Genomic DNA, 13647 nt, shown 5'->3' with positions numbered 1-13647 from the left:
CGAGCTACCACAGGTAGACGACCGCGTCTTGTCCGCCCGTGCATTTGATCCAGGGATTGGACCCGTCGCCCGCGCATTGCATGACGAAGTTCCGCGGGTTAACCGGGTCGCAACTGACACCCGCGAGGCCGTTACATGCGACGGCTCCCGCCGCCGATACGGTTCGCATCGCCAGGCTGGCATTGCCGTATGTGCTCCAGTACGCGGTGAGCACGGAGTTCGCGAAGACGCAGGATGTTCGCGCTGAGCCGCGGCCGGCGCGCGTCCCAAATCCGGTCCGGTCCGGCAGCTGAACCACGTCGCACGTCTTGTGGTCTGGGCTCGCGTCCGGTCCGGTCACAAACGGCGGAGGTATGTTGCCGCTCGGAAGCGACCCGGTCGATGTCGTCGGAGCTGCAGTTTCACTCGAGGTCGCCGTGGCGTATTTGCTCGAGCTTGTCGCCTCCGCGGTCGGGGTCGGCGAGGAATTCAGCTTTGCCAGCAGACCGATGATGACGCCAACCGCTCCGAGCACCAGCACCACCGCGACCGCGATGACCGTCGGAACCACCCACCGCGATCCGCTGCGACTGTCGCTGTAGGCCGGCGCAACCTCGGTCGGCGAGGAGTCTGGTGGCGGGAAGTATTGCGGTGCAGGGGTTCTGGGCTGCGGCGACGGCCTCGGCTGGGGCGACGGCCTGGCCGCCCACTGGGTCGGCGCGGTCTGCGGCATGATCGGTTGAGTGCCGGCGCTCCGCAATGCCCGAGTCGCCGCACGCGCCAACGCGCCCGCGCTACCGTAGCGGTCGTCGGGTTCTTTCGCCATGCCGCGGGCAATGACCTCGTCGAAGCCCGGCGGGACGCCCGGGTGGGTGACGCTCGGTCGAGGCGGCGGCGCGGTCAGGTGCGCCGCGATGACGGCCTGCTGGCTACTGGTTGCGAACGGCATTGCACCCGTGAGGCATTCGTACAACACGCACGCCAGTGAATAGATGTCGACGGCCGGTGTCAGCGGCTGGTCGGCGAATCGCTCAGGTGCCATGTAGGCCCAGGATCCGATCCGGGCGCCGGCCTGCGTCAGACGGGTATCGCCGATCACTTCGGCGATCCCGAAATCCACCAGATACGCGAAATCGGCTGGCGTGACAAGGATGTTCTGCGGCTTGACGTCGCGATGGATCAGCCCGTCGGCGTGCGCCGCGTCCAGCGCCGCGGCGATTTGACTCACAATCGCAACGGCTCGCTCGGGATCGAGGGGTTGCTCTTGGAGGATGGTCTGCAAGTCGGTGCCGCGGACCAGGCGCATGTCGATGAACAGGCAGCCGTCGATCTCGCCGACGCCGTGAATCGGGATCACGTGCGGTTCTTGGAGTTTGGCGGCGGCGTGCGACTCACGCTCGAATCGCAAGCGGTATCTGCGGTCGTCTGCGTACTGGCTTTTGATGATCTTCAGCGCGACGGTTCTGCCGATCTCGTTGTCGTATGCCTCGTAGACTTCGCCCATTCCGCCTTTGCCGACGACGCCGACGATCTTGTACTTGCCGAATGTCGTACCGACTCGCGAATTGGCCACGGTCACCTCCTCCCGCACGGGCAATATGAGGTATGCGGTGCAGTGGTATTCATGTCACTCACTGCACTTCCCGGCGGGCAGTGACCCAAGGTGTTTGGTCAGCCAGTTAGCGACCTCACCGAGAGCCTTGGTGCCGTCGTCGAATTGCCCCGATGCCGGCTCTGCGGCGATCGCGACCGCGATCTTTCCGGTCGGGGTGGTGAGGATACCGATCTGGCGGACAAGGTATTTCCCGGATGGCGACGGGCCCCATCCGCCTTTGAATTGGGTGCCCGGAATGTTCCCGATCCCCCAACTCTGGTTGGCGACGACCTGCCCCATCAAGGCGAATATCGGGTCGTTCTTGCTGTCGCAGGCGGCGCTGGCGAGGAACCGGACTTGATTGCTCAGCGACCAATCGGTCTGACCGAAAGCGGTATACGGCGGCCGCACCCTTTTCCACTCGACCGTGGTCGGATCACCGGTTTCCCGCAAAACCTGTTCGACTTTTTGGCCGGCGACTTGCGGCTCGCCGAGTTGCGCCCAGACGCTTTCGGCTGCCGCGTTGTCAGATTCGGTGATGGCCGCTCGCATCGCGTCGGTGACTTGCTGAGGGTCCTGCTGCCGGTACGCCGCGATGACCAATGGCACCTTGATCGTCGACCAGGCTTTACCCTCTTTCCACTCCCCCAACGTCGTGATGTTTTGACCGCCCCCGACGGCGCCGACGACGACGCCCAGTTTGGCGTTCACTTTGGCTTGCAAGGAGGCGAAGTCTGCGGCTAACGGATCGTTGGACGCCGGCGGTGGTGGGGCCGCCGCGGGAGCTGACGGTTGGGACGCCACCGGCGCGGGCGGTTTGGTCGGCGTTTGGTTCGACGGCTTCGCGGCGGGTCGTGGCGTGTGGTGGTAAGTGAACAGCGCGGTGAACGTGACGATCGCGGCCATCACGATCAGCGTCGCCAAGATCGCAACTACACGTTTTCCGCGCCAGCTGGGCCGGGTTTGTGGGGCTCGGCTGTGACGTCCACCGGGCTTTCCGGTGACCGTCATGGCCGGGGCCTGCCGCAGCGAATTGCTGACATCGTGAGTTGACGATGCGTTACGCCAGCAATTGTTGTCAATGGACTTCCGCTAGCCGGTTCCGGCTTTGGCAGTCAGGTAGGCCGTTACCCCTTTGACGACGGCCGCGGCGTACTGCGCCCGCCCGTCCGGGCTTTCAATCTTGGCGGCGTCTTCCGCGTTGCGCATGTTGCCCAGTTCCACCAACACCGCCGGGTACTCGGCCAGATTCAGGCCGGCCAGATCCGCGCGTCCATATAGTCCGTCGGCGCCGATGTAGTTGGCCGGCTGCATGCCCGAAGCGGCCAACGCGTCGCGCATCGTTCGCGCCAACTGGACCGCGGGACCGGATTGGGCGTCGTTGAGCGGCGGGCTGGAGTAATTCACGTGGAATCCGTGCCCGGATGGTGGTCCGCCGTCGGCGTGGATGCTGACGATCGCGTCCGGGCGCATCGCGTTGCCCAGCGCGGAGCGCTGATCGACACACGGTCCCACCGAGCTGTCGTTGTCCCGCGACAGCTGCGTCCGTACGCCCAGCTCGTTGAGCGCTCCGGCTATTCGGCCGACGACGTCCCAGGTGAAGGCATGCTCTGGATAGCCGCTGGCGGTTGTCGTCCCCGACGTGTTGCACTGCTTCGTCCCGCCTCGGCCGTTGGGAACCTGGCGGTTTATAGACGCGTCGACCACGCCGTTGTGCCCCGGGTCGAGGAACACCGCCATCCCGGCGATACCGGCCGACGCACGCGGGGGCTCAATCGACATGGCGCCCAGTATGACCGGTGCGATACCGGCGAACCTGAGGGCGTCGCGTCGGGTAACCGGTCGCATGCGGGCGTGCGGATGGCTCACCGCGCGATGGTAACAATCGGTGCGCCGACGCGCCCCTCACACGGCCCGCTATGGCCCGCGACTGGATTGGGTGATCGGCAGCTGGGCCGCGTCCAGCGCCGGATAGAGAAAGTGCATGAGTTTTGCGCCTTCGATGCCGTAGATCCCGCGGTCGTCACCTTGCAATACCCAGTTGTGCTGCTGGTCGGCCCGGGCGGCAAGCGCATTCGCATACTGCGCGTATTCAGCCGCGCGTCGGCGATGCCAGCGCGCGATAGCCCGCCCGAGCAAGAAGAGGCCGACGAGGACTACTGCCCCGAGAATCCACCAGATGAACTTGATGATGACGCCGACGAGCAACAGCAACCCCAGCACCGAGCCGAACCCGCCGTTCGCGTTTGCCTTGGAAGCACTCATGCCCGCAAGCTACCCAAGCCCACTGACAAGTGGATGGCTCGCGGTTCGGGTGTCGACAGAGGTGCCGCCCCTCGCCGAACCTTAACCCGCAGTCCCGCAGCCGTTTATGACTCGCTTTGCATACTAAAAAGTATGTTAGGGTAACCGGCATGTCCGTGGTCGACAGCCGCTCCACGTATGGAATCACCGACGAATTCGTGGCACGGCTAGAAGAGCGCGCCGAGGAGGCCGAACGTCTGCGCCGGCTGCCCGCCGCCACCATCGACGAGTTCAGGCAAACGGATATGTTCCGGCTGCTGCTCCCGGCCCGGTTTGGCGGCATCCAAGCGTCGTTTCCCGAACTGCTGCAACCGATTCGGCGAATGGCGCACGGATGCCCATCGAGCGCGTGGACGCTGGGCTTTTACGCCCTGCACAACTGGATGCTGTCGCTGTTCGACCCGCAGCTCCAGGAGGAGGTGTTCGTCTCCGGACCGGTGTTGGCGCCCGCTCCCCTGGCCCCGACCGGGCGCGGCACTCCGGCCGACGGCGGTGTGCGCCTGACCGGTCGGTGGTCGTGGGCCACCGGTGCAATGGACGCCGACTGGGTGATCGTCGGCGCGCTCATCGAACGGACGGACCGGATTGATCCGTCGCTCGTGGTGGTGCCCGCCGACCAGGTCGAGGTCGACGACGTCTGGCACACCGCCGGCATGCGCGGCACCGGTTCCCACGATGTCGTGGTAACCGATGTGTTCGTGCCGGAGCACCGCATCGTCGCCGTCGCCGACATCTATGGCGGCACGTCGCCCGGCGCGCGCGAGCACAACGTGCCCACCTACCGATGGCCGACGGTTCCCGCGCTCGCCCTGGTGGCGTCGATGCCGGTGCTCGGAGCAGCCGAACGCGTGGCCGAACTCTTCGCCGAACAGCTGGCCGGCCGCGAGCTGGCGTACAGCGGTGTGGCGCAAAAGGATCAGCCGGCCGCCCAGATCAGGCTGGCGAACGCCCAAGTGCGGCTGCGCGCGCTACGCGCACTCATCGCCGAAACAGCCGACGGCATAGAACAACTCGTTACCGACGGCACCCGCGTCACCCGGGCGGTGCGCGCGGACGCACGACTGGCCGCAGCCCATACCGTACGCGAATCCCGATTGGTCATCGCCGATCTGCTCGAGGCCTCCGGCGCCAGTGCCCAGTTCCTGTCAAATCCCATGCAGCGCTTCAAGCGAGACGTGGACATCGCCGCCGGCCATGTGGTGTTCGACTACGACATGAGTTGCGAGCTGGCCGGCGCGCTGGCGATCCGTGCGAAGATCTCGCCGATCGCGATGATCTAGCCGGCGCGGGCCCGCAACGCGCGATAGGCAGCGCGCCCGACAATGTCGGCGAGAGCATCCGGCGACCACGCGTCCGGTTGTTCGAGCATCATTCGCGCCGCAGTTTCGCACATCCCGACGAATATCTCGGTGAGCACCGGAGCGACCCGGTCGATGTCGTCGACCTGCCAACGTTCGAACAGCGGCCACATCACCGTGGCGACCTGCTGGCTGATGCGTCGGCGGCCCCGCGAGATCGCCTCGGCCAGAATCGGTTCGGGGTCGTTGGCGAAGATGATGCGCCACGACGCGGGACGCCGTTTGACGTCGTCGAGCAGTGACCGGAACCCGTCGACAAACATCTGCTCCACCGACGTCGTCTTCAACGGCGGCAGGATCGACAACAGCGCGTTGAGCGCCACGTCAGTCTCCCGGTCGAGCAGGGCGCGCAGTACGTCACCCCGACCGCTATAGCAGTCGTAGACGACGGGCCGGCTCACCCCCATGCGCGCCGAGATGGCACCCATGGTGACCGCGGAAATCCCTTCGGCCGCAGCCAGTTCCAGCGCTGCATCCAGCACCTGGGGTCGGCGACGCTCCGGACCGAGATGTTCGGCCCGTGGGCGGTCCTGGGGCGTGCTGCGCGGAGTCACACCACAGAACCGAGGATCGGCTGGGACTCGATGATGCCCTCTTCGCTGGGCATGAGTCCCTCGTTGAACACCCGAGCCTTTTGGCGGTCACGAAACTGCTTGTGCGCCAACGCGGGAGCGTCGAAACCGAGCCGGGTCTGCGCCTCACGCGGGGTGGTGGTCACCGGATTCTGCGCCGGAACCTCGCATAGCACGGGCGCGGCGACCGCAACGGTGGTGGGAGACAACAGCTGCAGCAGCATCAACTGAAATCGCGTGCTCATGCTGATCGTCTTGAAGGCAACCCGCAACACCGGAACCACTGCCGCGTCGAGCACGGGATTGACTGGCAGACCGGATATCTGGCGCATCCACTTCGGCATCGTGGCCAGCGTCCCGCGGCGCAGGAATGCGGCAATCAGCAGGGCAGCGGGTCGCATCAGTGGCGGCATCGGCGGCAGCATGACCTCCGCGCGCAGCAGATGGTTCATCGCCTTCTTGGCGATGTCGGAACCCAGCAACTGCGGCCGCATCTCGTCGAAGTACTGCCGGATGCCTTCACGTGTCGTCGGCACATCGGCCGGATCGCAGGTTTGCAGCTCCGCGGCCAGCGCGCACTCGGCCCAGTACTGCTGCTCCTGCTCGGGCGAGAGCTTGCCGGGCCCGTACTTCTCGTAGGCGACCAGGAGGGAATGCCACGCCGTCAGGTGGATCCACAGCTGCGACGCCGGGTCGTTGGCGTCGTAGCGGATACCGGTCACCTCGTCGGTGCCGACGGCTTTCGAGTGGATTTTCACCAGCACATCGGCGGCCTTGACGGTGGACGCGCTGTCGCCGAAGGCCACCATCGAGAAGTAGCGCAGCGTGCGGTCGTAGCGGGTGCGGGGGCGCTTGTAGATTTCGTGGGTCTTGTCGACCGCGGCGACCAGCGCGGGGTCGAGTTCTTCGATCACCACCGAGCGCTGGAAGCCGACGGTCAACGAGGTCGGGTAGCTCCACACCTTCCAGGTCATCGAGTCGGGGCCGAAGAAGCCGTAGTCTTCGGCCGGCTCGACCTGCGGTAATGACATCAATTCGCGGATCCCGGCCATTGCACGCCCCTTTTTCCGACACGGTGTAGGAATTTCCGACAACGTGTAGGATAACAGACTGTCAAGCGACTTGTCTCGGTCGCCGCACGTGGGTGCTGTGGACAAAAAGGGATCGGCTTTTCGTACATATCCCCCACGTTCGACGCGGCCACATGGCGTTAGCTCGGGTCGTCCTCGTTCTCGGCGTCGGCCACGGTCAGGGGCAGCGCCAGTTCTTCCAGGGGACGTTGCTCGGCCGCGACGCCGAGCCAGATCTCCACCAGGCCGCCGATCGCCATCACGCCAGCACCGATCAGGAACGACCACACCACCGGGCCGAGCTGATGCGAGTTTTGACCGGCCTGGATCAGCTCGCCGAACAACAACGGGCCGGTGATCCCGCCGATCGCCGTCCCCACGGCGTAGAAAAACGCAATCGCCAGCGCCCGGGTTTCCATGGGGAAGATTTCGCTGACGGTCAAGTAGGCTGCGCTGGCGCCCGTCGAGGCCAAGAAGAACGTCGCGACGAGTACGGCCATGAATAGCCAGACGCCGCCGATCTGGGTGCCGAACACCACGGCAAGGACGACGGTGAGTACCGCCGAACCCAGATAGGACAACGAGATCATCGTTTTGCGGCCCACGGTGTCCATCAGCCGGCCGAGTACCAGCGGGCCGAGGAAATTGCTCAGCGCCCACACGATGAAGAACACCGGCACCATTCCGGATTTCACGGGGTAGAAGCCAGTCAACAAGGTGCCCAGATTGAAGGTCACACCGTTGTAAAGGAACGCCTGCCCGATGAACAGCGCCAGCCCCAGCACCGCGCGCCGCGGGTAAAGCTTGAACGCCACCCGGGCAATCTCGACGAACGAAATCGTTTCGCGCTGCCTGACTTTCAGCGGCTTTGCGTCCGGTTCGGGCAGCGGCTCTCCGGTCTGTTGCTCGACTTCGGCTTCGATGTCGCCGACCACTTGTTCGGCTTCGTCGTTGCGCCCGTGAATGAACAACCATCGCGGGCTTTCCGGAACGTTACGCCGAACCACCAGGACGAAGATTCCGAAGATCGCGCCGATGCCGAAGGCGAGCCGCCATCCGATGTCTGCCGGGAAGTTGGACGTGTCCAGCAGGACAAGTGCGCCGGCCGCTCCCAGGGCCGATCCCAGCCAGTAGGTGCCGTTGATGATCAGGTCCACGCGACCACGCACCCGCGCTGGGATCAGCTCGTCGATGGCCGAGTTGATGGCGGCGTATTCGCCCCCGATGCCGGCGCCGGTGAAGAACCGTGTGACGAAGAAATACCAAGGGGCGAAAGCGAATGCGGTGGCCACGGTGGCGGTCAGGTACAGCACGAGGGTCAGCACGAAGAGATTGCGTCGTCCGAAGCGGTCGGTGAGGTGGCCGAAGAACAACGCTCCCAAGCACGCTCCGGTGATGTAGATCGCCGCCGCCATGCCGATGTCCGCGGCGTCGAGCGCTATGCCACTGCCCTTTTCGATGAGGCGCGCCGACACGTTGCCCACCATGGTGACCTCGAGCCCGTCGAGGATCCATACCCCGCCTAGGCCGACGACGACGCGCCAGTGGAACCGCGACCACGGCAGCCGGTCCAGCCGGGCGGGAATCTGCGTCCTGATGGTTCCGGTCTGCACGCTTTCGCTCATGGCTACTTCCCTACCCGTTGCGGCGATGGATTGCACCTACGCTCGCCGGTCAGTCCAACAAATGTCGGTGCCTGTTGGCAGTATCTGGGCATGACCATGGGTTTGCGCTTCAGGTGACCGACGGGGACGGTCTACCGTTTCGCGGTAGGTAAGACCAAGGGATGACGATGCTGGACGAACAAGCGCTAGCCGCATTGGCGCTGACCAGTCGCCTGGTGGAATCCACTGCCAAGCCTTTATCTGCCCGAGAGTTCTGGGCATTGCGCCGACGTGTCGAGCCATCCTCACTGCTAGGCATGTCAGCTGGCGAGATTGGGGCGGAATTGGCTGTCGGTAATGACGACAGCGAGCGTATCGCCTCACTCATCGATCGCGGCGCCGGCCTGGCGATCGCACTCGAGAGGCTGAGCCACTCGGGAACGTGGACCCTCACCTGCTTCGACGAGGGCTATCCGGAGCGTCTGCGGCGTCGGCTGGGCGACAACGCACCGGTCGTTCTGCACGGCGCCGGCGATACGAACCTTTTGGCAACCGACGGCGTCGGGGTGGTCGGCTCGCGCAACGTCGCACGCGAAGGCTCAGAGATTGCCGCCGAGATCGCATGCACCGCAGCTAGATTGGGCTTTCCCGTGGTGTCGGGCGCCGCGCGCGGAGTCGATCAATCCGCAATGAACAGTGCGCTAGAGATCGGTGGACACGCCGTTGGGGTGCTCGCGGATTCCCTCGAGCGAATCGTCGGACGTCCCCAAATCCGTCGAGGTGTCGTCGAGGGGCAGATCTGCCTCACAACTCCATACGCGCCTAATCCACCGTTCTCGGTGGGAAATGCGATGGGACGCAACAAGATAATTTATGGCCTGTGCCGCTGCACGATAGTGGTTGCCACCGACCTCGATACCGGTGGAACGTGGGCCGGCGCCACCGAAGCGCTGAAAAATCACTTCGGCCGCGTCGCTGCGTGGAACGGAGCCGGGGCCGGCGCGGGCAACGGTCCGCTTATCAAGCACGGAGCCGAGGAACTGACCGATGTCAAAGACCTCGAGCGGCTTCTGAGCGAGGATGAAGATCCGCTGCCCGTTGAACGGGGCGCCCACGGGCAGCAACTCACGCTTGGTTTTTGAGACGAACGCTCAGATCCGCGGATTGGCTTCGAGGGCGAACTGCGGCCGCGGATTCACTGAAGTGTGGGGCAACGCCATCGCACTGCAGGAACATCAGCTGCGACAGCGCTAGTCGGCCCGGCTCTTGCGGTCAGGCGAATGGTCGAGTTCTCGGCGGGAGACTTCTGGGTTACCGTGGCGGGCATTACTTTTCCGAACTCACCGGGTGCGCTGGCGTGGTGCCGCGACAAGGGTTCGATCGGGATCACTGCATCGCCAAGATCATCAGCACGACGCATCCGGTTGAGGGAAGTACGGCATATAACTGAGTCGCTGTCGTACTCGATCGATAGGACCGCGCGGGCGAGCCGATTTCCTTTCAGGGCAATCCTTCTCAGGTCCCGGTCAGCGATGCCCGATCGCTTCTTCCAGTGCGTCGATCGCCTCTTGAAGTTCGGTGACCATCCCCTTATGGCATCCGCGGTTCTTGTAGACGTCGAGCAGGGCACGGTAGTACCACACGTGTAGCCGTGGGTCTTTTTCGTTGAAGCGGTTCCACAACTCATCGCCGACGTCCCGGAAATCGCGGAGGATTGCGCGCGCGTTGTGCAACTTGTCGGCCAGCGAGACCAACAGGGCGTCATCGGATGCCTCGGGTAGATGGTCGATGTACTTTTGCTTCCGATCGCGCCACCGCGGCTTCGGCGTCTCCACGGTGTCGCTGCATTCTCGAACGATGTCTGCCACATCGCCGCCGAACTTGTCGCGGATCTCGGCCAACGTTTCTTCACCGCCTTGGTCCTCGGCGGCATCGTGGAGTAACGCCGCGATCGCCTGCTTCTCGGTTCCGCCGGCATCGATGACTAATCCGGCCACCGATAGAAGATGTCCCAGGTAAGGGATCTCGTTGTTGCCTTTGCGTGTCTGCGTCCCGTGCTTCTCCATCGCATAGTCGACGGCGTCGAGGAAGTCACGTGTGAGGCGCGGCGATGTGGCCGGAGTGTTCATCTTTGCCCTTCCGTTTGATCGGCTTCCGCGTTGCCAGCTTCTACTAAATCGAACATGACGCCGGAAGCAGCCGCGCAACCATCGCGCAAAGATGCTCGACCTCCGCGACGGACGGCTGCATCTCGTAGGCGTGCAGATGGCAGGCGTTGCTGAGCCGATTCCACGCCACCGTGGCGGCGTATGCGGCCTCAGGATCGTCGAGCGCGCTGAGCACCAACAACTTGCTGCGCATGGTCGCCCCCGGTGCCGGCGCCTTCAGTGCGGCGCACCGCAGCTCGATGATCTCTTCGAGGGCTTGACGGGCAACAAAAGCCGCCATGCGTGACGACAACCCCTCCGTGCGACGGGTCGTTAGGATCTGCTGCGCTTGACCGAGAAGCTGGACTGCGCTCATCGCATCGCTAATACTTCCTCGACAGTGCGTTCTAGTTCGCGGGCCTGCTCCAGCGATACGTCGGCGGCGTTGTGCACGGCGTTACAGACCCGCGTGGTTCGTCGTCGCTCGGGCTTGCGGTCAAGCCAGCCGGTCAGGTCCGCGGCGGGGTCGCCGAGCACCGCCAGCGCGAGGCGTGGCATTGTTTTCTTCGCGGCCGACCACGCAGCCTCTGACTCTGCACGCGGCCGTCCCGCGAGCGCCTGGCGGGTGTAATACGCTTGTCGCGCAGCAGATTCCAACGCTATCCGGAACAAACCAGGCAGTACTCGGCCCTTGATGTCTTCGGGCAGGCGCTCGTCTTTGATGAGGGCAAAGACGTCACTGACCTGACGTAGTGCCGGGTTGACATTGTCGCGCACCGTGACCTTGGACTCGCTCTCGCGGACGACTTCGACCAGCCTGGCGTCGACGCCGGTTTCGCGGATGACGGAGGCCAGTCGGTCGTCGTGAGAGAACACGATCACCTGATGGGTCTGCGCGATCTCGGTGAGCACCTGCACGAATCCGTCGATCTTGGCCGGATCCATGGCTTGGATCGGATCGTCAAGCACAACGAAGCGAAACGGGCTATCGGCGGCGGTAGCCCGCGGCAGGAACAGCGCAAGCGCCAGTGCGTGCAACTCCCCCTGACTCATCACCGACAGCGCTTTTGCGGGCTGGCCGTCCACCGACCCCTCCAGGATCGCGCGCCGCCGAGTCGCGGTGCCCTGCAAAGTGATCTCGCCGAGGTCGACGTTGCTTTCCTGACGTAGCTCCGCCCAGATCGTGCGTGCCTGTGCCGCAACGGGTTTGAGGCGAAGATTGCGGAAGGCGCCGCCGTGGTCGGTCATCCACTTCTTGGCCGCGGTCATGGTCTTGACGGTGTCGTCGAGTGCGCGGGCCTGCTCTTCTAGTCGCACCCAGGCGCCCAGCTGCGCGGCCAATCGTGCCCATCCACTTTCCCGCCGGTCGAGGGCCTCGCCGGCCTCAATTCGCAGCTCCTCGGCTGCTTCGGCGACCGCCACAAGCGCGGATTCCAGATGGGCGGCCAATTCGACGTCACCGTCCGGTCTATCGTGCGCGGCGATCACGGCGGCCTTGTAGCTCTCGAGCGCTGGCAAGTCAACGCCAGTAACTTCCTCCGCGGCGCGCAGTCGTCGCAACAAGTTGGCGGCGGCGTCCCGGGCCTGGGCGAGTTCTCTTGTCGCAGTCCGATGCTCAGCCAGTGCCGTCTCGCTGTCAGAGACGGCTTCGCGGGCGCGCGTGGCCCAGTCACCGTCGAGCACGCCCTGGCCGCACACCGGGCAATCGGTGTCCCCGGCGTGGTCGTGGAAGGCCAGCGCGGCGTGCAGCAAGTCCACGCGTTGGCGGGTGATGTCCACAACGCTGGTGGTGGCTGTAGCCATCGCTTGAGCTGCCGAGCGCAGCCTCGTTGCAACCGATTCGATTTCGTCGAGCGTTGGGGTGCTGAGTTGGGCCAGCGCCCGCAGTCTGGGGGCAACTTGCAGGGCCGCGTCATCGGCTCCGGTGGCAAGTGCCAGCACGTCGGCAAGTACGGCCTTACGTTTGCCCAGCAATGCGGACGCGCGTGCAGCTCGTTCATCGGTGGAATCCGCTAGTGCCACCTGCAGCCGTCGGCGTTCGCCGTCGGCCTGCTCGCGGACCTGTTTGGTGGACTTGAGGTGGGCGCCAAGCCATTTCTCGGCGTCGTTAAGTAACTCGAGCCCGAGGAGCTTCGCCAGCGCGTCATACAGCGCGGAGGGGCCGCCGTCGAAAAGGCGACCAAGTTCGTCGTACGAGAGCATCGGGCGCCACAGTTCGAGGGGACGAGCCCAGCCGAGTCCATCTATGCCATTTACGCGCTTTTCAGTACCAGTTTGCGTCCAGGTGGAGCGCTCCGGCAGCGATGCACTTGGTTCCCAGTCCACGCCGATCTTGAATGGGCCGACGCCTTCGGCGGTGAAGTTGATCCGGATGGCGCACGGATCGTGGTGATGCAAGTTCTGCCACGAATCGGCCCATAGCGGTTCCTTCTTCAGCCAGCGGTAGCTGGTACCCGTCAGTGCCAACTCGAGTGCTTCGGCGAAGCTTGATTTCCCGGAGCCGTTGCGCCCGCTGACCACCATGAGCCCCGGAGCCGGGTACAGGTCAAGGCGGGCCTGTCGACCGACGCCACGGAATCCCGCTACGGAGATTGATGTCAGAAAGGTTGCCGGCGTGTCGCTTTGGTCGTTCCCTTGGTGGTGTCCGAGCACCTCGGCGAGGGCATCCAGAACGGTGTTCTTGACGGTGTCGTCGACGTTAGGATCTTCCTCGAGCATCTCGAGAATCACGTCGTGTACGGACCCTTCGGCTGTGTCCGGCGCCAGCTTCGCTGATTCGTCCATGTCTTGATTGAACTACGTGGGCGCGACAACGGGGTGGGGTTCGTTGCGTCGACCGCGGCGCAACAGCTCTTAGGAGACGGCCGCAGCTGGCAGCACTACCACCGAGCCGTCGGCGCTGACGACGATTTCTATCGCCGATCAACGTCGGTGAGACCCGCGAGGGCGAAATCCTGCGGGCGGTCGAGATCGCGATCGCGATTCATCGGAACCGCTGAAGCGGCAAAGTGGTGATTGA

General features: G+C 64.5%; 12 protein-coding genes and 1 pseudogene. 3 read left to right on the top strand and 10 right to left on the bottom strand.

Annotated elements, in window-relative coordinates; translation table 11 throughout:
• Positions 1 to 4: 4 nt before the first annotated feature.
• From AC5Y2L_RS21300 to AC5Y2L_RS21285, 4 genes are all read right to left on the bottom strand, one after another.
• Positions 5 to 1483, bottom strand: a complete 1479-nt coding sequence (locus AC5Y2L_RS21300; RefSeq protein ID WP_499932409.1) for a serine/threonine-protein kinase — start codon at positions 1481 to 1483, stop codon at positions 5 to 7.
• 123 nt (positions 1484 to 1606) lie between these two features.
• Positions 1607 to 2497, bottom strand: coding sequence for a serine hydrolase (locus AC5Y2L_RS21295; RefSeq protein WP_499931922.1), 891 nt, complete (start codon positions 2495 to 2497; stop codon positions 1607 to 1609).
• A gap of 168 nt (positions 2498 to 2665) precedes the next feature.
• On the bottom strand, positions 2666 to 3421 hold the full coding sequence (locus AC5Y2L_RS21290; protein WP_499932411.1) for an Rv3717 family N-acetylmuramoyl-L-alanine amidase: 756 nt from the start codon (positions 3419 to 3421) through the stop codon (positions 2666 to 2668).
• A 69-nt stretch (positions 3422 to 3490) separates the two neighbouring features.
• A complete protein-coding gene (locus AC5Y2L_RS21285) occupies positions 3491 to 3838 on the bottom strand; it encodes a hypothetical protein (protein WP_499931925.1) in 348 nt (115 codons plus the stop codon).
• Between the two features lie 149 nt (positions 3839 to 3987).
• Between AC5Y2L_RS21285 and AC5Y2L_RS21280 the strand changes: the two genes are divergently transcribed.
• Positions 3988 to 5157 (top strand): acyl-CoA dehydrogenase family protein, encoded by a 1170-nt coding sequence (locus AC5Y2L_RS21280; protein WP_499931927.1) that lies wholly within the window; start codon positions 3988 to 3990, stop codon positions 5155 to 5157.
• Here AC5Y2L_RS21280 and AC5Y2L_RS21275 read toward each other — a convergent pair.
• From AC5Y2L_RS21275 to AC5Y2L_RS21265, 3 genes are all read right to left on the bottom strand, one after another.
• Complete coding sequence (locus AC5Y2L_RS21275) at positions 5154 to 5789, bottom strand: TetR/AcrR family transcriptional regulator (RefSeq protein ID WP_499931930.1); 636 nt, start codon at positions 5787 to 5789, stop codon at positions 5154 to 5156. The genes AC5Y2L_RS21280 and AC5Y2L_RS21275 overlap by 4 nt on opposite strands.
• Complete coding sequence (locus tag AC5Y2L_RS21270) at positions 5786 to 6859, bottom strand: oxygenase MpaB family protein (RefSeq protein WP_499931932.1); 1074 nt, start codon at positions 6857 to 6859, stop codon at positions 5786 to 5788. The genes AC5Y2L_RS21275 and AC5Y2L_RS21270 overlap by 4 nt, the downstream gene beginning before the upstream one ends.
• A 158-nt stretch (positions 6860 to 7017) precedes the next feature.
• Positions 7018 to 8502 (bottom strand): MFS transporter, encoded by a 1485-nt coding sequence (locus tag AC5Y2L_RS21265; RefSeq protein ID WP_499931935.1) that lies wholly within the window; start codon positions 8500 to 8502, stop codon positions 7018 to 7020.
• Positions 8503 to 8663: 161 nt separating this feature from the next.
• Here AC5Y2L_RS21265 and AC5Y2L_RS21260 point away from each other — a divergent pair, with 161 nt between their 5' ends.
• The gene (locus tag AC5Y2L_RS21260; protein WP_499931937.1) at positions 8664 to 9623 is read left to right on the top strand and encodes a DNA-processing protein DprA; all 960 of its coding nucleotides are present in this window, start codon (positions 8664 to 8666) and stop codon (positions 9621 to 9623) included.
• A 61-nt stretch (positions 9624 to 9684) separates the two neighbouring features.
• Positions 9685 to 9931: pseudogene (locus AC5Y2L_RS21255) on the top strand (serine/threonine-protein kinase); the annotation flags it as partial.
• A 76-nt stretch (positions 9932 to 10007) separates the two neighbouring features.
• Here AC5Y2L_RS21255 and AC5Y2L_RS21250 read toward each other — a convergent pair.
• From AC5Y2L_RS21250 to AC5Y2L_RS21240, 3 genes are read right to left on the bottom strand one after another with little or no spacing between them, the layout of a single operon-like run.
• On the bottom strand, positions 10008 to 10610 hold the full coding sequence (locus AC5Y2L_RS21250; RefSeq protein ID WP_499931940.1) for an HD domain-containing protein: 603 nt from the start codon (positions 10608 to 10610) through the stop codon (positions 10008 to 10010).
• A gap of 43 nt (positions 10611 to 10653) precedes the next feature.
• Positions 10654 to 11004 (bottom strand): hypothetical protein, encoded by a 351-nt coding sequence (locus tag AC5Y2L_RS21245; protein ID WP_499931943.1) that lies wholly within the window; start codon positions 11002 to 11004, stop codon positions 10654 to 10656.
• A complete protein-coding gene (locus AC5Y2L_RS21240) occupies positions 11001 to 13412 on the bottom strand; it encodes an AAA family ATPase (RefSeq protein ID WP_499931946.1) in 2412 nt (803 codons plus the stop codon). The genes AC5Y2L_RS21245 and AC5Y2L_RS21240 overlap by 4 nt, the downstream gene beginning before the upstream one ends.
• Positions 13413 to 13647: the final 235 nt, after the last annotated feature.

The organism is Mycobacterium sp. NGS66 (assembly GCF_059812225.1).
Note: the sequence above shows the minus strand (reverse complement) of the source record. Positions and strands in the feature narration are given on the sequence as shown.

What these genes read in the sequence shown, in the direction of transcription:
- AC5Y2L_RS21280 (WP_499931927.1), top strand. Translation starts at nt 3,988, where the DNA reads ATGTCCGTGGTCGACAGCCGCTCCACGTATGGAATCACCGACGAATTC.
- AC5Y2L_RS21290 (WP_499932411.1), bottom strand. Translation starts at nt 3,421, where the DNA reads ATGCGACCGGTTACCCGACGCGACGCCCTCAGGTTCGCCGGTATCGCA.
- AC5Y2L_RS21265 (WP_499931935.1), bottom strand. Translation starts at nt 8,502, where the DNA reads ATGAGCGAAAGCGTGCAGACCGGAACCATCAGGACGCAGATTCCCGCC.
- AC5Y2L_RS21245 (WP_499931943.1), bottom strand. Translation starts at nt 11,004, where the DNA reads ATGAGCGCAGTCCAGCTTCTCGGTCAAGCGCAGCAGATCCTAACGACC.
- AC5Y2L_RS21300 (WP_499932409.1), bottom strand. Translation starts at nt 1,483, where the DNA reads ATGGGCGAAGTCTACGAGGCATACGACAACGAGATCGGCAGAACCGTC.
- AC5Y2L_RS21285 (WP_499931925.1), bottom strand. Translation starts at nt 3,838, where the DNA reads ATGAGTGCTTCCAAGGCAAACGCGAACGGCGGGTTCGGCTCGGTGCTG.
- AC5Y2L_RS21240 (WP_499931946.1), bottom strand. Translation starts at nt 13,412, where the DNA reads ATGGACGAATCAGCGAAGCTGGCGCCGGACACAGCCGAAGGGTCCGTA.
- AC5Y2L_RS21270 (WP_499931932.1), bottom strand. Translation starts at nt 6,859, where the DNA reads ATGGCCGGGATCCGCGAATTGATGTCATTACCGCAGGTCGAGCCGGCC.
- AC5Y2L_RS21250 (WP_499931940.1), bottom strand. Translation starts at nt 10,610, where the DNA reads ATGAACACTCCGGCCACATCGCCGCGCCTCACACGTGACTTCCTCGAC.
- AC5Y2L_RS21260 (WP_499931937.1), top strand. Translation starts at nt 8,664, where the DNA reads ATGACGATGCTGGACGAACAAGCGCTAGCCGCATTGGCGCTGACCAGT.